We start from the raw sequence: 23797 nt of genomic DNA, 5'->3' as shown, positions 1-23797 counted from the left end.
GGGCTATGACGTCTTCGCTATCATGTCCCGAATCGGCTGTACGCGTGGACGAGGCTGCGGCCGGACGTTATTTCAAGCGCCGGTCCGCGTTTGCCGCGACTTTGAGGGCGAGCCGGGTCAGCGTCTGCGACTCTTCGGGCGTCAAGCCTTCGGTAGTCGTCTCTTCGACGCGGCGCCAGATGTCCGTCACCTGCTCTTGAAGCGCGCGTCCCGCGTCGGTCAGCGAGACGAGCGTTACGCGGCCGTCTTCCGGAGAGCGGGAGCGGCGGACGAGTCCGGCTTCTTCGAGGCGCTTGACCGATTTGGCGACGGTGGAATGGTCGAGGCGCAGCGTGCGTCCGAGGCTGTTCTGGGATTGGGCGTCGCGATCCCACAGCTGGAACAGCAAAATCTCCTGTCCGGCGAACAGGCCGATCTCGCGCAGCAGCTGCGCGGCGAGGGCACGGTGCGAGCGGCCGAGCGCAAACACGGCAAAGCTGACGGGAAACTGTTCCCCGGCGCTGAATTCGTGATTCGGCCCGGAGACTTCAGATTCGGAAGGTTCGGCATGTTGGGCACGGTCGGTCGGTTCGGGAAGCCCGGCCTGATCGGCAGGCGGGAGGGGTGGGGATTGTCCCTTTAGAGGTTCGTTCATCGGATCGCTCCTTCGTTTCGGCCGCCCCGACGCAAAGAAGGAAGCCCTCAGGCTTCCTCTTGCAGTCCGGGCGGCACTTCTGCTTCTATCATACCGCCGATCGCTTCGCGATTCCAGACGGGGACCTCTGCTGCTCGCAGCCCAAAAGGGGAAAGTTCAGGCCCGCGAAGACAGCGGACGCTCCCTTACCGCGACGTCATGCGGCTCATATCGCCGCACACGTTCATGCCTGAGGAGTCAGCAAAATCCGTCCGCGGCCCCGGCGCTGTTCGCTGAAGCGCTGCGCTTCCCGTGCTTCGCTCAGCGGATATGTTCGTCCTGTCTCGACCTTGAGCGTTCCGTCGGCGATCAGGTCGACGATTTGGAGCAGGTCGCCCTGGGTCGGGAACGCGCTGTTGAACTTGGCAGTTACACCGTGGGCGGCCGCCTGCTCGGCGTCCGGTTCGCCGACGAGCGAGACGAGCAGGCCGCCTGGGCGTAGCACGCCCCACGAGCGCCGCTCCGTATCGCCGCCGACCGTATCGACGACCAGGTCGGCTTCGTGCACGAGGCTGCCAAAGTCTTCGCTGCGGTAGTCGATCACTTGGTCGGCCCCGAGCGAACGGACGAACTCGATATTGTCCGCCGAAGCGGTGGCGATCACGGTGGCGCCTTTCCATTTGGCGAGTTGAACGGCGAACTGTCCGACCCCGCCCGCGGCGGCATGGACGAGCACGGTCTGTCCGCTCTCCAGCCGGCCTTCCGTAAACAGCGCTTTCCACGCGGAGTCCGCGCCCGCTTTGATCGCCGCGGCGTGTTCGAGCGAGACGGAATCAGGAAGCCGCACCAGCGCTTCGGCCGACACGGCCGCATATTCCGCATAAGATCCGCGAATATCGCCGAATACGCGATCGCCGGCTTGCAGATCGCTGACGCCTGCGCCGACCGATTCGACGATTCCCGACGCATAGAACCCGGGCGTATAAGGCAGCGAGAGCGGGAACACTTCCTGCAGCCAGCCGCTGCGAATCTTCCAGTCGAGCGGGATCATGGAGGCGTAGACGATCCGGACAAGTACTTCGCCCTCCTGCGGTCGGGGAGTGGCTAGCGACTCCAGATGCAGTACGTCTGCGTCTCCGTATTGGTGAATCCGAACGACTTGCATGGTGGATGGGGTCATGGGAAATCGTCTCCTTTGAATTTAAATGTTGCCGGCCACATAAATATATACCGAATATACGTGGTCGGCAACATATATTTTCGAAAAAAAGAAAAAATACGTTTTTGCCAAGGTTACACAGAGGCAGTCCGACCCTTCAAGGCGTAGGAGCGGAATCGAAAAAAGAGACGCGTGCGTGCCGAAGAAAGCTGCATCTTTCCCCGCAAAGCTCGCAGCAACCTAACATACGATGCAAAAGTATTAAGCATATTTTACTGTTTCAGGAAGTCGCGTTAATCCGGCAGTGCAGCGGCAGGAAGAACGGTTGGAAAAAGACGACCTTTTCGCAGCTTAATTAAACAGGTGTCAATTAAAAAATCTCTCAGAAAATTCCAAACGTTTCGATTGTATTCTATATATGAAGAGATTTTTTTACAAATTGTATCTCTTTGAGTCACTAAACATTACATATAGAAAGTTATATCGAAAAATATATTGCGAATCGACCGCTGTTCATGTAAGTTAAATTCACTCGACGCGAAGCCGAAGCTGGAAAAACAACTCCCTATACATAATAATTGTAAAATGGTGGGCTTGGCGGGCTGCGTGAACGGGCATAATGCGATCTTGAGGGGAGCTTACGGTTGATGAGAAAAAGAATGGGTTGGCTGTTTACTCTAATGTTGTCGCTGGCATTGATTTTGGCCGCTTGCGGAGGAGGCGGAAGCGGGACTTCCGAACCTGCGGCTTCCACGGAACCGGGCGAAGCGGCTTCGACCGAACCGGCTGCGGATCCTGCGGCCGGAGGCAGCGGCGGTACGCTGATCGTGGGCCGCGGCGGCGATTCGGCCGCTCTGGACCCCGCGATCGTGACCGACGGCGAATCGCTGAAGATCGCGCAGCAGGTGTTCGATCCGCTCCTCGCTTACAAAGCGGGCACGACGGAAGTCGAACCGGCGCTCGCGGAGAGCTGGGAAATTTCCGACGACGGCCTGAAGTACACGTTCAAGCTGCGCGAAGGCGTCAAGTTCCATGACGGTACCGACTTCAATGCCGACGCGGTCGTGTTCAACTTTACCCGTTGGAACGATCCGGAGAGCAAGTTCAAGTTCGAAGGCGACTCGTTCGACTACTACGATTCGATGTTCGGTCCGGCCGAAGCGCGCGTCATCAAGAGCGTAACGGCTTCCGACGCTTCGACGGTCGTGTTCGAACTGAACCAGCCGCAGGCGCCGTTCCTCCAGAACCTGGCGATGCCTCCGTTCTCGATCGCAAGTCCGGCCGCTGTCGAGAAATCGGGCGCCGATTTCAAAGCGAACCCGGTCGGAACCGGCCCGTTCGTGTTCAAGGAATGGAAGAGAAGCGATTCCATCACGCTTGAGAAGAACCCGGACTACTGGCAGGAAGGTCTGCCGAAGGTCGATTCGGTCATCGTGCGTTCGATTCCGGACAACACGGCCCGCTTCAACGCTTTGCAGAACGACGAGATCGACATGATGGAAGATCTCAGCCCGGACGACCTGGCGACGCTCGAAAGCAATCCGAACCTGCAAAAGTTCAACCGTCCTCCGTTCAACGTGGCGTACCTCGGCTTCAACGTCACGAAGAAGCCGTTCGACGATCCGAAAGTCCGGATCGCGCTCAGCCACGCGGTCGACAAGCAGGGCATCGTCGACGCCTTCTTCGCGGGACAGGCCGAACCGGCCAAGAACCCGATTCCGCCGTCCCTGTGGGGCTATAACGACAGCATCGAAGATTATCCTTACGACCTCGAACAAGCCAAGAAGCTGCTGGCTGACGCCGGCTACGCGAACGGCATCGAACAGCCGCTGACGTTCTACGCGATGCCGGTATCCCGTCCGTACATGCCGGACGGCCGCAAAGTCGCCGAAGTCATTCAGGCGAGCTTCGCGCAGATCGGCGTGACGGTCAATATCGAATCGCCGGAATGGGCCACGTACCTGGACGATCTGAGCAAAGGCGAGAAAGACGACCTGTTCATCATCGGCTGGACGGGCGACAACGGCGACCCGGACAACTTCTTCTACCCGCTGCTCGACAAAGATTCTATCGGCGGCAACAACTACAGCCAATACGCAAGCGAACCGCTGCACGAACTGCTCGTCAAAGCGCAGCAGGAGACGGATCAGGCGGAGCGCACGAAGCTGTACGAAGAAGCCCAGGTCGTTATTCACGACGACGCGCCGTGGGTGCCGCTCGTGCACTCCACGCCTCTGCTGGCCGCTTCCACAAAAGTGCAGGGTTACGTGCCGTCGCCGACGGGTTCGGAACCGTACGCGGAAATCTCGATCCAACCATAAGCTTCAATAAAGGCCAAGCTTCAACCAAGCCTCAATAAAAGCCTGGCCAAACCCAGGCTTCACCGAACCAAGCGAAGACCGGGGCTGATCGTGCCCGGTCTTCGTCTCTGCCGGGGCTTTCCCCTACGAGCGACCATACCAAACCGACGGCGGGTGATGGACAGTGAATTCTTATATTTTGAAACGGCTTCTTGTACTGATTCCGGTCCTGCTGGGCATGACCCTTATCGTCTTTTCGATCATCCATGCCATTCCGGGCGATCCGGCGGACACCATTCTCGGGGAAAAAGCGACCGAGCAGTCCAAGCAGGCGCTGCGCGACCAACTGGGGCTCGACAAGCCGTGGCTGCAGCAGTATTTCAGCTATCTGGGCGATCTGCTGAGCGGCGATCTGGGCAACTCGATCCGCACGCGGGCGCCGATCTCCGAAGAGATCGTGCCGTATCTTGCGGCGACGTTCGAATTGACGATGGCCAGCATGCTGTTCGCGGTGCTGTTCGGCGTCAATGCCGGCATCATCAGCGCCTGGAAACACAATTCGTGGTTCGATTACGTCTGCATGCTTATCGCGCTGCTCGGCGTGTCGATGCCGGTGTTCTGGCTCGGCCTGATGGAGCAGTGGATCTTCGCCAACGAGCTGCATTGGCTGCCGTCCAGCGGACGGATGAACGCGCGCGACCCGATGGAAGCCGTCACCGGCTTCTACGTGCTCGACGCGATTATCCAGGGGCAGTTCGCCCAGCTCTGGACGGTGTTCAAGCATCTGGTGCTGCCTGCGATCGCGCTTGGCACGATCCCGATGGCCGTAATCGCGCGCATGACCCGCTCCAGCATGCTGGAAGTGATGCAGCTCGATTACGTGCGCACCGCGCGCGCCAAAGGGCTGTCGCAGTTCGCGGTCGTCTACCGGCACGCGCTCAAAAACTCGTTTATCCCCGTGCTGACCGTGATCGGGATCCAGACGGGCGCGCTGCTCGGCGGCGCCGTGCTGACGGAGACCATTTTCGCTTGGCCGGGCGTGGGACGCTACATTTTCGAGGCGATCAGCAACCGGGATTACCCGGTCATCCAGTCCGGCATCCTGATCGTCGCCATCATCTTCGTCTTGATCAATCTGCTGGTGGATCTGCTGTACGTCGTGTTCGATCCGCGCATCCAGTACAAATAGGGGGCTTACCATGAGCGACGCATTCCTCAAGGCCGATTATCGGCCGTCCGCCGATACGTTGGACAAGAAAGCGCAGCCCGGCCCCTGGCGGGACGCGGCCCGGTCTTTTACACGCAACAAAACGGCCGTCGTCGGCCTCTGCCTCGTCTTGTTCTTCGTCCTGCTGGCGCTGATCGCTCCGCTGATCATGCCGTACGACTACAAGGCGCAGGTACTGACGGATCGGCTGAAGCCGCCGTCCAGCGATCACTGGTTCGGCACCGACGATCTCGGCCGGGACATTTTCAGCCGCGTCATCTACGGCGCCCGCATCTCGCTGCTGGTCGGCCTGCTGTCCGTCGTCGGTTCGATCGTGGTCGGCACGCTGCTCGGCATTATCGCGGGCTTTTACGGCAAATGGGTGGACATGCTTATCTCGCGCGTGTTCGACATTCTGCTCGCGTTCCCGGGTATCCTGCTCGCGATCGCGATCGTGGCCATTCTCGGACCTTCGCTGCAAAACGCGCTGTATGCGATCGCGATCGTCAACGTCCCGACGTATGGGCGGCTCGTCCGCTCCCGGGTGCTGTCGCTGCGGCAGGAAGAGTTCATCACGGCGGCCCGGGCGCTCGGCGCGAACGACGGGCGCATCCTGTTCAGACATATCCTGCCGAACAGCCTGACGCCGATCATCGTGCAGGGCACGCTCGGCGTCGCTACCGCGATCATCGAAGCGGCCGGACTCGGCTTCCTCGGGCTCGGCGCCCAGCCGCCGGACCCGGAATGGGGCAAGATGCTGTCCGACTCGCGGCAGTTTATCCAGACCGCGCCGTGGACCGTCATTTTCCCCGGACTCTGCATCCTGCTCACCTCGCTCGGCTTCAACCTGATGGGCGACGGACTGCGCGATACGTTCGATCCGAAGATGAAAGGGCGCTAAGCCAAATCCGGCGTCATGGCGCAGCAGGCCGAACCGTTCAATCGTATGAAGCAGGCAAAAAAGACCGTTCGGAGCGAGGCACAAAGCTCCGGACGGTTTTTTTGTCGATTTCGGGAGATCGAAGCTTAGGCGGCAAAAGCGCTAAAGCGTACGGTCCGCGCAACCAAGCCGGCAGAACCGGGGGAAGACCGGAAAGGCAAGACAGCTCCGAAAGCCCTCCCGCTTTTGCCGCATGGGGATAACGTCTATAATGAAGGAGAGGGGAACGGAAGAACCGACACGGACGTCCCGATTATCAATCCCATGACCGGAGGAATGCCGCACCATGATCAAACAAAACGGAAGCTGGTGGACCGACGACCGCATCCCCGGCCTGATCGCGCGCAAGCAGGTCGACGGATTCCTGTTCGGGCACGGCTTCGAGATCCCGCCCGATTTTCATGCGGACTTCGCCGAAGCGAGCGGCGGCGCCTTGCCGAACGTCGGCGAGAGCCGGCCGATCCGCCTGCTGCACGAGAACGGCGGCGAATATGCCACCTACGAGGCGCGCCTGGAGCACTGGCGCCTTGCCGTTCCGGGCGGCACGTCCTCGCTTGAAGTCCGCTATGACTCCAACAAAGAGTTGAAGCAGTTCCTGCTGTCCGCCTTCTCCTCCACGTATCTGGAAGTGGAGGAGTGGGCGACCCGGCTGTCCAGCCGGCCGGGCAGCCCGGACGATCTGCGCGTGCACGGCCGCGAATACGGCCCCGCCGGCGTCTACGCCGCCGCCGCGGAGGCGCGCGGGGACGGCCCCGCCAGAGAGGCGGCTTCCGGCAGCCGCCGCATTCCGCCGCGCGGCGAAGCGGCGGCGAAGGCCGCCGTGCGCAGCCCGTTCGATACGCCGGATGCGTATCTGCCGCGCGAAGACCGCGCGGAATACCTGTACCTGTACCGCACGGACACGCCGTTCACGTATCGGCTGGAGCTGCGCCCGCTCGGAGGCCGGGAGACCCGGCCCGCGCACTTCTTCGTCGCGGAGACCGGCGGCGAGTATTTGCTCGCCCCGCCGGCTGCCGGCGATCCGGGTTCCGGCGAAGACGCCGGTTCGGCCGGTCCCGCGCCGCCGACGATCCCGGATCACGAAGTGCGCGCCGCTATCGCGGGCGCGGCCGATTATATCCGGCAGCGCGGCTTCTCGTTCCCGGATGGGCTCGTGCAGCATTATTATCTGTCGCTCAAGACGCGGCCGTTCGTGATTCTCGCCGGCATCTCCGGCACGGGCAAGACGCAGCTGGCGCGGCTGTTCGCGGAAGCGCTCGGCGCGACGGCGGAGAACGGGCAGTTCACGCTTATTCCGGTGCGCCCGGACTGGAACGATCCGGCCGACCTGATCGGCTACAAAGACCTGTCCGGCGTCTTCAAGCCCGGCCCGCTGACGCTTGCGCTCAAGGAAGCGTCGCGTCCGCGAAGTGCGGACAAGCCGTACTTCATCGTGCTGGACGAGATGAATCTGGCGCGGGTCGAACATTACTTCAGCGACGTGCTGAGTCTGATGGAGACGCGGCGCCGGACACTTTTGCCCGATACGAATGTTAATGCGTCCTTGCCCCCCGCCGGCGAGATCGTCACGCAGCCGCTGCTGCCGGAGTCGATGTTCGAACGGGAAGCCGACCGCGCGGCGTACGGCAATCTGTGCATTCCCGGCAACGTCTACGTGATCGGCACGGTCAATATGGACGAGACGACGTATCCGTTCAGCAAAAAAGTGCTCGACCGCGCCGGCACGATCGAGTTCAACCAGATCGACCTCATGCAGCTGCCGCAGCTGCGCGCCGAAGCGCAGGAAGAAGCGCGGCCGCTGCTCGCGGACCGGCATCTGCTCGGCGGCGATTATCTCCAGCTGGTGGACGCGATAGAAGAGTATGGGCAGCTGATTCGGCGCACGGCGGAAGAGTTGGCGCAAATCAACGGCATGCTGGAGGAGATTCAGGCGCATGTCGGGTTCCGGGTGCGGGATTCGGTCTGCTTTTACCTCATCTATAACGAGCGTTTCGGTCTGATGACCCGCGCGGAAGCGTTCGACGGCCAGCTTATGCAGAAGATCCTGCCGCGCATCCAGGGAAGCCGCCATTCCGTCCAAAAAGTGCTGCTCGATCTGCTGCGGCACACGCTCGGCAGCGAAGCGTCCAAAGCGTTCGACTGGCGCGAGCTGGAAGATTCCGCGGAAGACGTGTACGCCGGCCGGCGCAGCCGCGAAAGCCTCGCCGCCGCCCGCTATCCGCAGAGCGCGCGCAAACTTTCGTATATGCTGCGGCGGATGGACGAAGACGGGTTCACGTCGTATTGGCTGAGCTGAGCCGGGCAGGAAGCGGTCGCGGTGCAGGCGGCGTCGCGACCGAACGCGGGAACGGGAAGGATCGGGAGATTTCGGGAGAGATCGGGAAGGATAGGCGCTGCTCGGCTTCGCCGAAGCCGCGAATAGATCGTAAAACGTCCCTGCCGGGTAGGTATCCGGCAGGGACGTTTGAATAGCAAGAGAAAGATCAGTGCAGCGTGCCGAGCGACGCCGGATCGAACGCGGCCAATTCGGCTGCGCGGCCTTCGCGGATTTTGCGCGGCCACAGCGGATCGGCGAGCAGCGCGCGGCCGACGGCGACGAGGTCGAATTCGTCTTCGCCCAGGCGCCGCAGCAGCTCGTCGAGACCGACGCTGTCGGCGCCTTGTCCCTGATACGCGTTCAGGAACTCGTTGCTCAGGCCGACGGAGCCGACCGTGATGACCGGCTTGCCGCCGAGCCGTTTCGCCCAGCCGGCCAGGTTCAACGGGGAGCCTTCGAATTCCGGTTCATGGAAGCGGCGGGTCGAGCAGTGGAACAGGTCGGCGCCGGCGTCCGCCAGCAGGCGCAGCGTCTCGCCGAACTCTTCCGGCGTCTGCCACGGCCGGGCCGCGTAATCGCCCTGCTTCCATTGGGACAGGCGAACGGCGATCGGGAAGTCCGGTCCCGTCTCGGCGCGGATCGCGGCGATGATCTCGACCGCGAACGCGGCTCTGCGCGCGACGCTGCCGCCGTAGCGGTCTTCGCGCCGGTTCGTCCGCTCCCAGAGGAACTGGTCGATCAGATAGCCGTGCGCGGCCTGCACTTCCACGCCGTCGAAGCCGGCGCGCCGGGCGTCCGCGGCGGCCCGGGCGAAAGATCGCACGACGTCGTCGATCTGCGTCTGCGTCATCGGTTCGCCGGCGGGGCTGCCGGCGAGGTCGAGCCCGGACGGACCGAGGGACGGCGCGTCCGGATTGGGGCCGGAGCCGGCAGGGCGCGCCATGCCCATATGCCACAGCTGCGGGAAGATGACTCCGCCGGCTTCGTGCACCTGCCGCGTCACTTCGGCCCAGCCGTGCAGCGCTTCTGCGCCGTGCAGCGCCGGCACGACCGTCTCGCTGACGGCCGCCGGATGGTCGATGACGGAGCCTTCCGTAATGATCAGGCCGACGCCGTTCTCGGCGCGGCGGCGGTAATAGGCGGCGACATCGGGACCCGGCACGCCGCCGGGCGAGAAGCCGCGCGACATGGCCGGCATAACGAGGCGGGATTGCAGGCGAAGGCGGTCGGTCAAAGCGTAAGACTGGAACAGCGGCTCCGCGGAGCCGCCGGAATCGGGCGTAGGGTGGGCTGGATGATGGGTATGGGTCATGGAACAAACACCTCCGAAAAGTTGAGGCTGCCGCCGCTGTTCACGATCGACTGCGAACGCGGAGCGCCTATGCCCCCAAGCTTACCGGCCGTCAAGTCTTCCGCTCAACCGACAAAAGAAGCGATCTGTCGCTTAAACGCTGTTTGAGAGGGATTGTCGGGGAGATACGTGGAAAATGCGGGAGCGATCTGGAGAGTTTGCCGGAAGTCTGGCTGTCGGCGGATGCGCCGCGTCTTGTGAGTCGGGCCGCATTTGCCTATAATTTGGAGTACCGGGAAGGAGAGTGGCCTCATGTCCGGCGTATTCATGCCGAATCCGAACGATCCGCGGGTGATCCGAACGCGCCGATTGTTGATCGACGCGTTCGGCAAGCTGCTGCACCATAAAGATTTCAATCAGATCACCGTGCTCGACGTGGCGCGGGAAGCGACCGTTAACCGGGCGACTTTTTACGCGCATTTTCAGGATAAATACGCGCTGCTGCAAAGCTATCTCCAATTCGCGTTCGACGCCTATGTGCCCGAGCGGATCGATCCGCGAGGCGGATTGACCGAAGACGCGGTGCGCCGGATGATCGTGTCGCTGTGCGACTATCACCGGGACTGCGCCCGATGCGTCAAGCGATACGACTCGATCGCGCTGCTGATGGAAGAAGACATTCGCGCCCAACTGGAAAAGTTCGTCCTGCGCATGCTGCTGCCGGGCGAAGGAGAACCGTCCGCGCTTGACGCGGCCGACGAATCGCTCCGCACGGAAGCGACGATGATCGGCTGGTCGATCTACGGCCTGACGTATCGCTGGCACCGCGAAGGCCAGCGCGAACGTCCGGAAGAACTCGCCGCCCGCGCGTCGGGGTTCGTCCCGAGCCGGGCGCCCCGCGCTGGCGCGTCCGCGGATTAGGCGGTATAATACAAAAACATCTTTTCCATTCCAAGCAGACGAAACAGGTGAAATGATGCAATCGAATATATCGAACGGAATTTTGAATAATTGGCTGGAACTTGCGAATATCGGCGCCGCGATCAACCATCGGCTGGAAGAAGCGCTCAAGGAAGAACCGGGGCTGTCGCTGAACGAATTTTACGTGCTGCATTTTCTGTCGTTGAACGACAAGAAAAAGCTTCGCCTGCAGCAGCTTCAGGAGCGCGTCGGCTTGAGCCAGAGCGCCCTGTCGCGCTTGGTCGTGCGGATGGAAGCGCCGAGATGCGGCGCGCTGCGCCGCAACGTCTGCGAAGACGACCGGCGGGGCGTATATACGGAAATGACGGAACTCGGCGCGGACAAGCTTGAACGGGGCCGCCGGATCGCCGAGCAGGTGCTGGAGGCGTCGGTCCGGTCGGGCGAACTGCCGGCGGAGCTGCAAAGCTTCATGAGCCGGGGCGCTGTAGGGAATGCCGGAAGCGAAGGGAATGCCGAATAAGCGGTGTCGGAGAGGCAGCTGTGGATAAGCGGATTCAGGAAAAGGCCGGAGCCGAAGCTTCGGCCTTTTTGGCGGCGGAAACGGCAGCGTTAGGATGGAGTAGAGGTTGAGCGAAAATTGACAGCGGAAAATTGACAGCAGAAAAAGAATGCGCTAAAGTAGATGTATGCGCATGTATATATAAAATCATTCAAGAATATCTACAAAGAAATCGAGGCGATTCTTCATGAAAAACTTGTTCAGTCCGTTTACGTTAAAAAACCTGGAATTGAAAAACCGCGTCGTCATGCCGCCGATGTGCCAATATTCGGTGGAGCAAAAAGACGGCGTTGCGACCGATTGGCATTATGTGCATTACGTCAGCCGCGCGGTGGGAGGAACGGGCCTGATCATCGTCGAGATGACCGACGTGGAACCGGACGGCCGGATTACCGACCACGATCTCGGCCTGTGGTCGGACGAGCAGATTCCTGCTCTTCGGCGCATCGTCGATGCCGCGCACGCCCACGGATCGAAGATCGGCATCCAGATCGCGCACGCCGGACGCAAAGCGGAAGACGCTGCCGTGCCGGTCGCGCCGTCCGCGATCGCGTTCGACGAAGGCTGGAAGACGCCGCGCGCCCTGACGACGGACGAAGTCCGCGGCATGGTCGGCAAGTTCCGCGACGCGGTAGAGCGCGCGGTTCGCGCCGGCTTCGATACGATCGAACTGCACGGCGCGCACGGCTACCTGATCCATCAGTTCCATTCGCCGCTGACGAATCGGCGCGACGACGAATACGGCCAGGACCGGACGCGCTTCGGCTGCGAGATCATTCGCGCCGCGCGCGAAGTCATGCCGGCGGACATGCCGCTGATCATGCGCATCTCCGCCAAAGAATACGTGGACGGCGGCTACGGGATCGAAGAGAGCCGGGTGTTTGCCGCAGCGTATCTGGAAGCGGGCGTCGATCTGTTTGACATTTCTTCCGGCGGGGAAGGCCCGATCGGCGCCGGCGGCAGACCCGGCACGCATGCCGGTTACCAGGTGCCGCTCGCTCGGGCGATCCGCGAACATCTGAACGTTCCGGTCGCGGCCGTAGGCCGTCTGGACGACGCGATTCTGGCGAACGCCGTCATCGGCAACGAAGACGCGGACCTGGTCGCGGTCGGCCGCGGCATGCTGCGCAATCCGTATTGGGCGCTGGAAGCGGAAGCGACGCTGAAGCTGCCGTCCACCGCGCCGAAGCAGTACGGCGGCGGGTTCTGACGCAGCTGCGTCACGCAACCGATAACCGGCAAAAAGGAGGTCCCCGAAGGGACCTCCTTTTTCTGTGCTGGAGTCGTTCTTTTTGCCGCGCCGGGTTCGGGCTTAATCGTCCAGGTTGACCGTCGAAAGGCCCGGCATGCCGGACTTGGACGGGGTGAACCAGAGGTCGCCGTCGTCGATCGAAGCGCCTTTCCAGTTCACGAACAATTCGGCAAACGAAGTGTCGGCGAGGTTCTCGCGCACGTCATCCGTAAAGATCCGGTTGTAGTTGTTCAGGAATTGGGCTTTATTTTTGATAACCATTTTCTTGTTGGACGCATCGTCGTCGTGGTTGTAGACGGTCAGCGGGTAATGCACGCGCGCGGCTACGCCGGCTTTGTCGCCTTTGGCGACGGCACGTTTCAGGTTGGCATAGAAAGCCTTGAAGTTGGACGCGCTTTTGAATCCGGCAACGTCCACCAGCTTGTTCTCCACGCCCGCCGCTGCGGTCGAGGTGGACGCCGACACCGACGTTACGGGTCCGGCAGCCGGAGCGGCCGAGACCGGCACGGCAATCGCTGCGGCCAGCAGGGTCGTTGTCGCCAGGGCGGTTGTTTTTCTCCATCTGTTCTTCATGGGTTCTACCTCCGTTGTCAGACTGCTGCTTTTTTTCGCAATCGGAAATCTGTCGAAAAATAAGCAGGTTTGTCAGATTGGCTGTACCCTATGCTTTTGGACGAAACGGAGCCAACTGAATCATCCGCTGTCCGAGTGCGAGAGAGCAGTGGACAGTCGCCAATCGATCGGATCGGGCAAAATAGATGCGAGAAAACACTTATTTTCCGCAAATCGGCCGTTTTCGCTCAAATAGCTGCGAGAGAACCGTTATTTGTCGCGCAGGGAGGAAAACCGGCTGAGAACGGGCAAAATAAGCGTCGCTGCGCACTTATTTTTTTCTCGCATGACATAGCGCACCGAATAACTGTCGTGAGGCCGTTATTTGGTTATTTGGTAGTTCGGTGCACCGCCGACGGGTCGATCCGCTTACCGATCCGCTCACCGATCCGGCCGTCCCCGCTCTACTCGCCCAACCTGCCGTAAGCTTCGTCGTCTACCGGCTCCAGCCACTGCGTCTCGCCGGGCGTCAGCGCCAGATGGACGAACCAGCTGTCTTTGTTTGCTCCATGCCAATGTTTGACATGCGGCGGGATATTGACGATATCGCCGGCTTTGAGAGGCTGCGCCGGTTGGTTCTCTGCCTGGTACCAGCCTTCGCCGCCGGTCACGATCAGTACCTGGCCGACTTGGTGGGTATGCCAGTTGTTGCGGGAACCGGGCGCGAACGTGACGCTGCCGATCGCAGCATTAAGCGGGGAGCTGTCGGTGAACACCAGATTGAGATAGGTCTCGCCGGTAAAATAATCGTTGTCGATTTGGCTGCCGAGCGGGAATAACCCGCCGCCGTTCAGTTCTTCGTAAGCCATAGTGTATCGCTCCTTTTTCAGAAATGTTGTATTTGCACGTAAATAGACTTCCTCGATCAGTTTGGCTATACTGGAAAAAAGTTTGGAATCCGCCGCGAATCGCGCGCTGCCCGAGAGGATGAATGACATTGAACACATTTAACACATTGGACACGAACACGGTAACCGTCACGACGCACGAAGGTTTGGAGCAGGCTTTTGCGATTCGCAGAGACGTATTCGTCGCGGAACAGGGCGTTCCGCTGGAAGACGAATTCGACGAATACGATACGCTCGACGGCCGCTGCCGCCATCTTTTGATCCTGAGCGGAGAAACGGCGGTCGGCACAGGCCGGATTCGGGCCGTCGACGGCGCGGGCAAGCTGGAACGGATCTGCATCTCGGCGCCGTACCGCAAGCATGGCATCGGCCGCATAATCCTGAACGGATTGGAGCGGCTTGCCGCCGAGCAGGGCCTGCGCCGGGTCAAGCTGCACGGCCAGACGCAGGCGAGAGGCTTCTACGAGAAGCTCGGCTACCTGGCCGCGTCGGACGAATTCATGGAAGACGGCATCCCGCATCTGCTGATGGTCAAAGAGCTGCCGGACCCCGCGGTTCCCGCGGACCCTAAGGCATCTGCGGATTCGACAGAACCCGATCCGTCTCCATTATAAAACCNNNNTCCCGCCGCCCCGATCGATGTGCGAGTTCCGTTTGGGGCCGCGCTCGGGTAATATAGGAGGACTACGTATTTACCCAACGCCGGAAAGGGGCACGCCCGATTGAAACTGTTCATTCACCGCAAAGACCTGCGCACCGAAGATCTGGCAGCTTTCGACTATTTGCGGGAGGCCGGGGTTCCGGTGATGCATCTGCTGATTCTCGATCCTTTTCTGCTGCAAAAAGACCGGGACAAGGAGCACAGCGGCGTCAATTTCCTGCGTCACGTCGCGCGTCTGCGCAAGCTGTACGACGAAGCGGATCGCACGCTGCACGTCGTCCACGGCGATCCGGCGGAAGTGCTGGACTGGCTGCTGAAGCAGCAGCAGGGCAGCGAAAGCGAGATCGACGAAGTGGTGGCGCACCGCGACTTCACGCCTTACGCGCGCGAGCGCGACCGCAAAATGAAGCAGGCGGCAGACAAGCATGATATTCCGTTCACGCTGCTCGTCGACTCGCTGATGATCGACACGGAGCGGTTCGCCGAGTTCACCGGCAAAGACGGCCATTACAAAATCTTCGCCGCGTTCCACAAAAAGTGGCTGGAGTATCTGTCCCACGCGCCGAATGAACCGTCTTCGGTCAAGCTTGACGATCTGGAAGAAGGGAAAGCGAAGCCGGACTGGCCGAAAAAGTTCGATGTGCCGCAGAGCCTGTCCGAACACGAGCCGGCGGACGAATGGGAAGAGAAGCTGACTCCTTTTCTGGAAAACGATATAGCGGAGTACGGCGACAAGCGCGACTATTACCCGGAACTGCCGGCAAGCGGCGTCAATCCGCACGTGAACGCCGGCGCCGTCTCGCTGCGCGAGCTGTACGCCCGGGCGATCCGCCGCCAAGGCAATGACGAATGGGTGCGCCAGCTCGCGTTCCGCGATTTCTACTATTATTTGGCGATCTACGACAAAGACTATTTTTCCTACGAGAAAAAATACGATCTGTCTGCTCTGACCGACGAACATTTCGAGCGCTGGGCCAAAGGCGACACGGGCATTCCGGTCATCGACGCGGCCATGCGGGGGCTGAACGAAACGGGGCTTATGCCGAACCGGCTGCGTATTCTGTGCGCGATGTTCCTCACCAAAAACCTCCAGTGTCCGTTTACGCTCGGGGAAAATTATTTCCGCCGCAAGCTGCTCGATTACGACAACGTGCAGAACCGCGGCAACTGGCTGTGGTGCGCGTCGCTGGGCGCCAATTCGGCTCCGTATTTCCGCGTCGTGAACCCGGTGACCCAGTCCGAGAAATACGATCCGAACGGCGAGCAGATTCGCGAATGGCTGCCGGAGCTTGCGGACGAAGACGTCAAGACGGTGCACAAGCCGAGAAAAGACGCGATCGTCGATCTCAAAACTTCCCGCGCGGAGGCGATCGAGACCTACAAAGCGATCGTGAACGGAGGCTGAACGAGATGCGGATCATCGATCTGCACGGCGACGCATTGGCCAAAATCGAAGCGTCGCGCGGCGGTTTGTCGTTTGCGGACGCGCCCGAGCTTGCGACGAACCGGCAGCGATTGAAGGAAGGCGAGATCGCCGTTCAGGGCTTCGCCGTATTCGTCGATCCGGCGCTGCCGGGTTCGATGCGGTTCCAGTCGTGTCTGGACCAGATCCATTATTTTTACACCGAGATTCTGGACAAGCACGACGATATGACGCTGATCACGGACTGGTCGCAGATTGCGCAGCTTGCGGATGGACAGACCGGGGCGCTGCTGACGCTCGAAGGCGTGGACCCGATCGAAAACGATCTCAAACGGCTGCATCTGCTGTATCGGCTGGGCGTGCGTTCGGTCGGGCTGACGTGGAATTACGCCAATCAGGCGGCCGACGGGGTGCTGGAGCCGCGGGGCGGCGGGCTGACGACGCTCGGCCGGGACATCGTGGCGCTGAACAACCGCTACCGCATGCTGACCGACGTCAGCCATCTGAACGAACAGGGATTCTGGGAAGTGCTGGAGCTGGCCGACTATCCGGTTGCGAGCCATTCCAACGCCCGCGCGCTGTGCGACCATCCGAGGAATCTGACCGACGAACAGGCGCGGGCAATGTTCGAGCGCGGCGCACCGGTGCATGTCGTGTATTATCCGGAATTCGTGCGGCTGCAAGAGCGTTCGGCTGCGGAAAAAATATCGGCCGGACCAGGCGCTTCCGTCCTCGCGGCGCCGGGACCGGTCACGATCGCGGACGTAATCCGGCATATCGACCATCTGTGCGCGCTCGGCGGCGAACGGCATATCGGCTTCGGTTCGGACTTCGACGGCATCGACGCGACGCCCGAACGGCTGGAGCATGCGGGACAGACGCAGAATCTCATTAACGAACTGCTGAAGCATTACGGCGAGGAGCAGGTGCGGGGCTTTGCCTACGGCAATTTTGCGCGTTATGTGTCGAAGATCGGAAAGGACTGAAATATCATGACTTCTTATCGGTCGGCTGCTCCCGATTCGGGCACCGAGCTGCTGCGGATCGAGAGCGACCTGTTCGAACTGTATATCGCCGGGGAGCCGCTGCACGAGACGGTCGAACGGCTGGCGCTGCATCGGGACGACGAAGGAGAGCGGCTGACCGCGACGTTCGACGTCGCCGCGAGCTCGCCGCGCCTGACGGGCTGCACGGTGGCGCTGTTCTCGCCGGAGAGCGGCAAGCTTGAGCGATGGGAAGCCGACAGGCCGGCTTATCCGTGCTTCTACGAGACCAAATCGTACGAACTGACGCTGGTCAAAGCCGATCCGTCGCTTGAGCTGACTTTTCATCATGAAAATGCCAATCTGCGGCGGCGGATCAAGCCGAGAGGACGCAGCGTGCTGTCCGGGGCGCTCGATTTCGGCAGCGAGATCGGCGAGAGCCGGCTGGAGATCCGGTTGAACGGCAGGCCGCTGCTGGTCGTCACGATCGAAGTCTTCCCGGCCAAGCTCGATTACCGGCGCGATTATGCGCGTCTGGTCGAAGAAGTCGGCGAAGAAGCCTATGACCTGGCGTTCGATTTCCTGCGCCGGACGTATCGCCCGGCGCAGGAGCGGGAGACGCCGCGGCAGAGCCTGGCGGAATTCCACGCGATTTTGCGCCGCATCTTCGAGCGGATCGAGAGTGCCATGGCGCGGATCGCCAGCCATCCGCATCACCGGCTGGAGCGCGAGCACCGGCTGGTCGAGAGCGGGCGGGTGCGCCGGGCGGATCGCTCGGGGCTGGAAGACCTGCGGCGCCATCCGCACCGGCTGCGCCCCGACGAGCGCGGCTGGCTCACGCTTGATGTGCGGCAGCCGCAGGCAGGGCGCGGCGTCGGTCCGCCCGGCGAAGAAGCGCAGCCGGTCCGCTACGCGCCGACCCATCTGCGCGAGACCCGGCGCATCCTCTCGGCCGATACGGACGAGAACCGGTTCCTGCGCTGGATGCTGGAGCGGACGGAACGCCGGGTCGAGGCGTTGCGCCGCGAACTCAAGCGCAGCCGGGCCGGCCGCGATCCGCTGCTGGACCGCGAGCTTGCGCGGATCAAGCGCCGGATCGGCGTCATGCTGGACGCCGATTTTCTGCGCGGCGCCGCTCCGCTGCGGCGCGTGAACGTCAGCCTCGTGCTGCAAATGGCACCGGGCTACCGCGAGATGTACAAGCTGCATCTGCTGCTGCTCAAAGGACTGTCCATGCGGGAAGGACTGACGCGGCTGTCCGTCAAAGACACCGCACAGCTCTACGAATACTGGTGCTTCCTGAAGCTGCACCGGCTGCTGGCGAGCCGCTGCAGGGTCGTGCGCCGCCAGAGCCCGGAAATCGACCGAAGCGGCCTGTTCCCGTCGCTGATCCGCGGCGGCCGCTCGCGGATCGAATACGAACATCGCGCAAGCGGCGCGCGGCTCTCGCTGCTGTACAATCCGTCGATGCTGGGCCGCAGCCGCCCGACGACGGAGCAGAAGCCGGACCTGCTGCTGACGCTGGGCCACCCGGACAGGGCGGAAGAGACAACCTTCGTGCTCGATGCCAAATACCGCATCGACCCGGCCGTGCCCGGCAGTTCCTACGCTTCGCTGTATCATACGCCGGGTCCGTTGGAAGAAGACATCAACGTCATGCACCGCTACCGCGACGCCATCGTGCGGCGCAGCGGGGAGAGCGGGCAGTACGAACGCAGCGTGGCGTCCGCCTGCGTGCTGTTCCCGTACGCGGACGAAACGGAGTTCGCCGGCCATCACTTTTACCGCAGCCTGGACAAAGTAGGTGTCGGCGCCCTGCCGTTCCTGCCCGGCTCGACGCGGCTTGCGGAGCGGTGGCTGGACGAACTGCTGGACATGAACTGACAAAAGCCCACGGCTTTCGCGGCAAGCGCGAAAATCGTGGGCTTTTTTGGCAGAGTCGATAAATGGAACAGGCGAGGACCGGAGGATGAGATCGGTGGGGCTGCCGGCGTTCGGCCGCCTTACTTCGCCAGCGCCGCGATCTCCGCGGCGCTCAGCGCCCGGTCGTACAGCTTCACTTCGTCCAGAGTGCCGCCGAAAAAGGCGTCCGAAGCGAAGCGGCTTTTGCCGAGCCAGGCTTCGCTTGCGCGCACGTCGCGCGGGTCGTAGGTCATCTTCGCATTGGTGCCGGCGGCTTGGCCGTCCACGTAGAGCGTGCCGGTGCTGCCGGCAATCGTGACGGCGACATGCACCCATTTGCCGGTCGGCAGCGGAGCCGCGCTCACGATACTTTGGTCTTTGCCGTCGCGGTGGATCGTGAACTGGGCGCCTTTGCCCTGCGAAGGGGTCAGGAACATATGGCGGTCCAGGCCGCTGCCGAAATCGAGCACGCGCTGCCAGTCCGCGCCGCCGTTCCATTTGACCCAGCCGGCGAACGTGAAGTCCTGCGCGTCGGCGACGGCGCCCGGCAGGTTCACGTAGCCGTCTTTGCCGTTCAGTACGGCGGCTTTGCCGCTTTTGCCGCCTTTGACGTACGAGGCGCCGTTCTCGAGCGTGCCGTTATAGCCGTTCGGGGAACCGTCTTTGAGCCGGTTTTTCGAAGCGTCTTCGAAGCCGTACGCGGCGATCAGCGGGCTCTGCGCCCGGGCCGGTACGGTCAATTTAAAAGACTTGTTTTTCCGCGCCTCGCCGTTCGTGATCGCCGCCGTCAGCGTGACTTTGGCGTCCTGTTTTCCGGCGGCCGGACGGGTAACGACGCCGGCGTTCGAAATGACGGACGGGTCCGACGACGTCCACGCGATCTGCGTGCCTGCGGTGCCGGCAGCCGGCAGCGTCAGATCGTAATACGTATCGCCGGCAGCGTTCAACTCAAGCGCTTTGTCGACGGCGGATACGGCGACTTTGGCCGAGGCTTTGCCGGTCTTGGTGCCCCATACGCTTGTGCCCGCCGCGGACAGGGCGCTCAGCGTCAACGTGCGCTCGCCCGATACCGGATGGGTCCCGCGGAGAAACAGTCCCTTGTACACGACCCCGTTCGTCGTGATCGTGACCCGGTTGTCGCCTTCGAGCTTCCACGTGCCGGAGGCCGCCCCGGCAAGCGTGCCGTCGGCTTTGAGCGTCACGGACACGTCGGAGACGATGTCGGCGCTGATGGCTTTGCCCTGCGCGATCCAGCGGTAGTCGCCCGGAATCTCCGCGGCCTGCACTTTGGCCGACGCGTCGGTCTCGCCCGCATAGCGGTACGGCGCGACAACCGGCCAACCATCCGCGTTCATGAACATTTCGTGCACCCGGATCTCGTGCTGCTCGCCGCGTCCCGGGAAGCGGGAGTGGAAAATGAGGAACTGCTTGCCCGTCTTCGCGTCGTAATAGGCGGAGTTGTGCCCCGGAGAGACGGCGCCGAAGCCGACGCCGGTACCCGGATCGCCGAGCTTGCGTTCGAACAGGTAGTTGCCGATCAGCTTCACGCCGTACGGTTCGATCGAATCGTCGTCGAACAGCGGCTTCGACGGGTCGGACTTGACGTTGGTCATATCGTTGCCCTGCGCGTCGAGGAACGGGCCGTCCGGCGTCTTCGAGCGCATGACGCGCACGTTGTAGCCGCCAACCGCGTCCAGTCCGCCGAACGACAGGTACATGTAGTAGTAATCGGTCTTCGGGTTATACAGCATGTACGGACCTTCGATCCGGCTGTGATTGCCTCCGATCAGCTTCTTGCCGTAGCCTTGGCCGGGCAGCTGCTTGCCGGTCTTCGGGTCCATTTCGAGAATGAAGATGCCGCCGGAATACGAACCGTAGACCATCCACAGTTTGCCGTTTTTATCGAAAAAGACGTCCGGGTCGACCGCGTTCGGATGTTTGGTCGCATCGTAGATCGTGCCGTCTTCGCTTTTCTGGTCCCACATGCCCGATTTCAAAATGATGCCCGTATCCTTGTACGGACCTTCGACTTTGTCCGAGACGGCGATTCCGAGCGCGGAACGCGGTGAGTCGCCTTTGCACGCATTGTAATACATGTAGAACTTGCCGTCCGCAAGCTGGATAACGTCGGCCGCCCACAGCGTATCGGTCTGCGCCCAATCCAACGCTTCCTTGAGCTCCGTCTTGACGTTGGGAATGATCGGGTTGGTATTCGTCACGCCGGATGCGATCAGGTCCCAGTTCATCAAGTCTTTCGACTTGGCGGCCGCGAGATGCGAGCCGAATACATAGAAGGTGTCGCCGACTTTGATGACGGACGGATCATGCACGGACGCTTCGCGGAAAGTCGGGGCTTTGGCGTTGAACGTCGGAAACTGTACCGCTTGGCTCAGCGCTGCGGCGGGAGAAGCGGCAGCCGCGGCGGGCGGCGACAGGACATCGGCGGACAGGGGAAGCAGCAGAGCGGCGGTCAGGGCGGTGACGCCGGTTTTTACCCAAATTTTTCGGTTCATACATAGTCTCCTTCAGAACATTTAGTAAATTAATTTGTTAATCAAGATAGAACAATGAAGGACATGGTTTATGGGAAAAATAACTTTGATACCGCTTACACCGAATAATAAACCGAAAACGACTCTCTTTTCAAGCCTTAATTTACGGTCTGCTAAAAGTTGTTGATTATAAAATAAACATTATGGTTAATCTGTAAGAAGGGTGAACCGTTTTTTGTTTGGCAAAGAAAGCCTGAAGGTTTTGGATCTTATGTCTATAACCACACATGCCAAAAAGCCCCGAATCCCGGGTGCCCGGGGTTCGAAGCTTCATGCAGCGGTAGCAAAGCGGTAAATGCGGTCCGTGCTTAGTCCACGGCGTCAGCCGACGGCGGGAAACGGATTATGCTTCAGGCAGACGAGCGTCACGTACCCGTCATGCACGGACACGACAGCCCGCGTCGTACGAACGCCGTATAAAATATAGGAGCAGCCGTTGTCGCGCCGTCCTTCGTATTTGTCGATGCGCCGCGGCGTGCGGAGGAACTCACTCAGCATCTCGTCGTCGAAATGGGCGCGTTCCATGTCCCGTTCCGCACGTTCGGTCAGCAGCAGCCGATTTTGCTCCAGCGCCTCCTTCAAATGTGCCGCAATCACTTCCGAGTCCACTCCACCAGATTTGATCATCCGTAAGCCTCCTTTTGCTTTTGTGCGTGTTCGCTTTTTCGCTGTCTCGCTTTAATGAGTGAATGGTTTTGCTTAGACTCTATTTTGCACAAAAAAGATTGTTTCGTAAAGAAGTTTAATAAACCACCAGTCAAAAAGCACGGAATACCGCCGTTCGTCGCCCGCTTGGTTGACGCTGCGTCCTTTTTTGTTTAAGCTGGAATTCGTTGTGTCCGGGCTGCGTGCCGCGGACCGAGGAGCGGGTCGATATCGCAACATTAACAATATTTTCACTTCTTCAAAAGGCACTTGTGCTATCCTCGTGTGCAAGGAGGTGTTCGAGCTGAGCGGCATCGTGTTTGTAGCAGCATCGACGTTTATCATCCTGATGAGCGCTTCATACTTGATCTACAAAAAGTTTCCTTATCAGCAGCAGCTGGCGTATATTCCTTCGGGAGCGTCTCTGCTGGCGAGCTTCATGATGATTTTTACGAGTTTTGACTTGAACCGGCTCGACGGGTTGACCGCAAGCGCCCTGGGTATCGCGCTCGGAACGGCGAGTCTGGCGGCTTTTATGTGCTCGCCGTTGATCGATCATTATTTGCGCTACCGGCAGCATTGACAAGAAGGCGCGGCGGAGATAGAGTAGACACGTAACCTGACCCGCCGCCTTCGGGCGTCAATCGAATAGCATGATCCACTGGGGGAGCCGCTGCGCGGCTGAGACAAGAACAGCTCTTGGACCCTTTGAACCTGATCCGGCTCGTACCGGCGTAGGGAAGTGGAGCCGGACCCCTGTTTCGGACAACGACAAGTTTGTACTTTTGATGCATAAACGGGAGCCGCTCCATTTCGGAGCGGCTTTTTTTGCGCTTTCATTCGGGGGAAATCCGCGGTGGACCTTGCTTTTCGTGCGGGAATCCCCTTATTGGAGGTCGATGATTCATGTCTTTTACCGAACAGCTTCGCCGCGGGGCGGACCCGATCTATGAAGCGATTTTCAAGCATCCGTTCGTCCGCGGCATCGCGGAAGGTACGCTCCAAAGCGAACAGTTGATTCATTACGTCAAGCAGGATTTTGAATATCTGAACGCGTACATGCGCATCTACGGCATCGCGATCTCCCGCTGCGAACAGCGCGAGCATATTGAGATGTTCAACGAACAGATCGCTTTTATCCTCAACAGCGAGATTCATCCGCACCAAAACTTCTGCGAGCGCGCCGGCGTGACGTACGAAGAGATGCAGGGTTATCCGCTTGCCCCGTCGGCGCATCATTATACCCGCCACATGCTGAACGCGGCCCATGAAGGTACGCTTGAAGACATTCTGGCGGCGCTGCTGCCGTGTCCGTGGACGTACGCGGAGATCGGGCAGCGCCTGCTGGACGAAGTGAATCCGGGACCGGAGCATCCGTTCTACGACTGGATGCATTTCTACGGCAGCCGCGAAGCGGGCGTGACGGACAAGATGCGGGAGCTGCTCGATCAATGGGCGGAGCCGCTGAGCGAAGCGCGCAAACGCAAACTCAAAGAGCAGTTCGACGCGAGCTGCCGGCTGGAGTACATGTTCTGGGACATGGCGTATCGCCTGGAAGAATGGCCGGTCTAGGTCTGGCTTTCGGGCGCACACGCGAAGCGGATGTCATCAC

Annotated in this window: 20 protein-coding genes and 1 riboswitch; of the genes, 13 read left to right on the top strand and 7 right to left on the bottom strand. The window is 60.9% G+C overall.

Annotated elements, in window-relative coordinates; all coding sequences use genetic code 11:
• Positions 1 to 67: 67 nt before the first annotated feature.
• Both FTE24_RS07135 and FTE24_RS07130 read right to left on the bottom strand, forming a co-directional pair.
• Positions 68 to 634, bottom strand: coding sequence for a MarR family winged helix-turn-helix transcriptional regulator (locus tag FTE24_RS07135; RefSeq protein WP_150231906.1), 567 nt, complete (start codon positions 632 to 634; stop codon positions 68 to 70).
• Positions 635 to 857: 223 nt separating this feature from the next.
• Positions 858 to 1793 carry an NADP-dependent oxidoreductase gene (locus FTE24_RS07130; protein WP_150231904.1) on the bottom strand — a complete coding sequence of 312 codons (936 nt, stop codon included), beginning with the start codon at positions 1791 to 1793 and terminating at the stop codon, positions 858 to 860.
• Between the two features lie 626 nt (positions 1794 to 2419).
• Between FTE24_RS07130 and FTE24_RS07125 the strand changes: the two genes are divergently transcribed.
• The 4 genes from FTE24_RS07125 to FTE24_RS07110 all read left to right on the top strand — a co-directional run bounded on the left by FTE24_RS07125 (position 2420) and on the right by FTE24_RS07110 (position 8515).
• Positions 2420 to 4093 carry an ABC transporter substrate-binding protein gene (locus FTE24_RS07125; RefSeq protein WP_150231902.1) on the top strand — a complete coding sequence of 558 codons (1674 nt, stop codon included), beginning with the start codon at positions 2420 to 2422 and terminating at the stop codon, positions 4091 to 4093.
• Between the two features lie 163 nt (positions 4094 to 4256).
• Positions 4257 to 5261 carry an ABC transporter permease gene (locus FTE24_RS07120; protein WP_141448749.1) on the top strand — a complete coding sequence of 335 codons (1005 nt, stop codon included), beginning with the start codon at positions 4257 to 4259 and terminating at the stop codon, positions 5259 to 5261.
• A gap of 10 nt (positions 5262 to 5271) precedes the next feature.
• Entirely contained in the window at positions 5272 to 6180 is a 909-nt protein-coding gene (gene nikC / locus FTE24_RS07115; protein ID WP_150231900.1) for a nickel transporter permease, read from the top strand.
• A gap of 325 nt (positions 6181 to 6505) precedes the next feature.
• The gene (locus FTE24_RS07110) at positions 6506 to 8515 is read left to right on the top strand and encodes an McrB family protein (protein ID WP_202111781.1); all 2010 of its coding nucleotides are present in this window, start codon (positions 6506 to 6508) and stop codon (positions 8513 to 8515) included.
• Between the two features lie 187 nt (positions 8516 to 8702).
• On the opposite strand, the gene FTE24_RS07105 is transcribed toward FTE24_RS07110, so the two are convergent.
• Entirely contained in the window at positions 8703 to 9848 is a 1146-nt protein-coding gene (locus tag FTE24_RS07105; RefSeq protein WP_150231898.1) for an NADH:flavin oxidoreductase, read from the bottom strand.
• A 291-nt stretch (positions 9849 to 10139) separates the two neighbouring features.
• Here FTE24_RS07105 and FTE24_RS07100 point away from each other — a divergent pair, with 291 nt between their 5' ends.
• From FTE24_RS07100 to FTE24_RS07090, 3 genes are all read left to right on the top strand, one after another.
• Complete coding sequence (locus FTE24_RS07100; RefSeq protein WP_150231896.1) at positions 10140 to 10748, top strand: TetR/AcrR family transcriptional regulator; 609 nt, start codon at positions 10140 to 10142, stop codon at positions 10746 to 10748.
• 52 nt (positions 10749 to 10800) lie between these two features.
• Positions 10801 to 11268, top strand: a complete 468-nt coding sequence (locus FTE24_RS07095; RefSeq protein ID WP_337190028.1) for a MarR family winged helix-turn-helix transcriptional regulator — start codon at positions 10801 to 10803, stop codon at positions 11266 to 11268.
• A 226-nt stretch (positions 11269 to 11494) separates the two neighbouring features.
• Positions 11495 to 12517 carry an NADH:flavin oxidoreductase/NADH oxidase gene (locus FTE24_RS07090; protein WP_141448754.1) on the top strand — a complete coding sequence of 341 codons (1023 nt, stop codon included), beginning with the start codon at positions 11495 to 11497 and terminating at the stop codon, positions 12515 to 12517.
• A gap of 102 nt (positions 12518 to 12619) precedes the next feature.
• Here FTE24_RS07090 and FTE24_RS07085 read toward each other — a convergent pair whose 3' ends face one another.
• A complete protein-coding gene (locus FTE24_RS07085) occupies positions 12620 to 13132 on the bottom strand; it encodes a hypothetical protein (protein ID WP_150231894.1) in 513 nt (170 codons plus the stop codon).
• A 443-nt stretch (positions 13133 to 13575) separates the two neighbouring features.
• Positions 13576 to 13980 carry a cupin domain-containing protein gene (locus FTE24_RS07080; RefSeq protein WP_141448756.1) on the bottom strand — a complete coding sequence of 135 codons (405 nt, stop codon included), beginning with the start codon at positions 13978 to 13980 and terminating at the stop codon, positions 13576 to 13578.
• Between the two features lie 128 nt (positions 13981 to 14108).
• Here FTE24_RS07080 and FTE24_RS07075 point away from each other — a divergent pair, with 128 nt between their 5' ends.
• From FTE24_RS07075 to FTE24_RS07060, 4 genes are all read left to right on the top strand, one after another.
• Positions 14109 to 14633, top strand: a complete 525-nt coding sequence (locus tag FTE24_RS07075; RefSeq protein ID WP_237401674.1) for a GNAT family N-acetyltransferase — start codon at positions 14109 to 14111, stop codon at positions 14631 to 14633.
• A 108-nt stretch (positions 14634 to 14741) separates the two neighbouring features.
• Entirely contained in the window at positions 14742 to 16085 is a 1344-nt protein-coding gene (locus tag FTE24_RS07070; protein WP_150231890.1) for a cryptochrome/photolyase family protein, read from the top strand.
• A gap of 5 nt (positions 16086 to 16090) precedes the next feature.
• Positions 16091 to 17089 carry a dipeptidase gene (locus FTE24_RS07065; RefSeq protein WP_150231889.1) on the top strand — a complete coding sequence of 333 codons (999 nt, stop codon included), beginning with the start codon at positions 16091 to 16093 and terminating at the stop codon, positions 17087 to 17089.
• A 6-nt stretch (positions 17090 to 17095) separates the two neighbouring features.
• Positions 17096 to 18970 (top strand): DUF2357 domain-containing protein, encoded by a 1875-nt coding sequence (locus tag FTE24_RS07060; RefSeq protein ID WP_150231887.1) that lies wholly within the window; start codon positions 17096 to 17098, stop codon positions 18968 to 18970.
• A gap of 119 nt (positions 18971 to 19089) precedes the next feature.
• On the opposite strand, the gene FTE24_RS07055 is transcribed toward FTE24_RS07060, so the two are convergent.
• Entirely contained in the window at positions 19090 to 21501 is a 2412-nt protein-coding gene (locus FTE24_RS07055; RefSeq protein WP_150231885.1) for a family 43 glycosylhydrolase, read from the bottom strand.
• 360 nt (positions 21502 to 21861) lie between these two features.
• Positions 21862 to 22167 (bottom strand): hypothetical protein, encoded by a 306-nt coding sequence (locus tag FTE24_RS07050; RefSeq protein ID WP_141448761.1) that lies wholly within the window; start codon positions 22165 to 22167, stop codon positions 21862 to 21864.
• 334 nt (positions 22168 to 22501) lie between these two features.
• On the opposite strand from FTE24_RS07050, the gene FTE24_RS07045 reads away from it, so the two are divergent.
• Positions 22502 to 22768 carry a YesK family protein gene (locus FTE24_RS07045; RefSeq protein WP_150231883.1) on the top strand — a complete coding sequence of 89 codons (267 nt, stop codon included), beginning with the start codon at positions 22502 to 22504 and terminating at the stop codon, positions 22766 to 22768.
• A 70-nt stretch (positions 22769 to 22838) separates the two neighbouring features.
• Positions 22839 to 22943: riboswitch (TPP riboswitch) on the top strand.
• Positions 22944 to 23091: 148 nt separating this feature from the next.
• On the top strand, positions 23092 to 23757 hold the full coding sequence (gene tenA / locus FTE24_RS07040; protein WP_150231881.1) for a thiaminase II: 666 nt from the start codon (positions 23092 to 23094) through the stop codon (positions 23755 to 23757).
• Positions 23758 to 23797: the final 40 nt, after the last annotated feature.

This window comes from Saccharibacillus sp. WB 17 (genome assembly GCF_008634075.2).
Taxonomy (GTDB): domain Bacteria; phylum Bacillota; class Bacilli; order Paenibacillales; family Paenibacillaceae; genus Saccharibacillus; species Saccharibacillus brassicae.
This window is presented reverse-complemented; position numbering and strand designations above follow the sequence as displayed.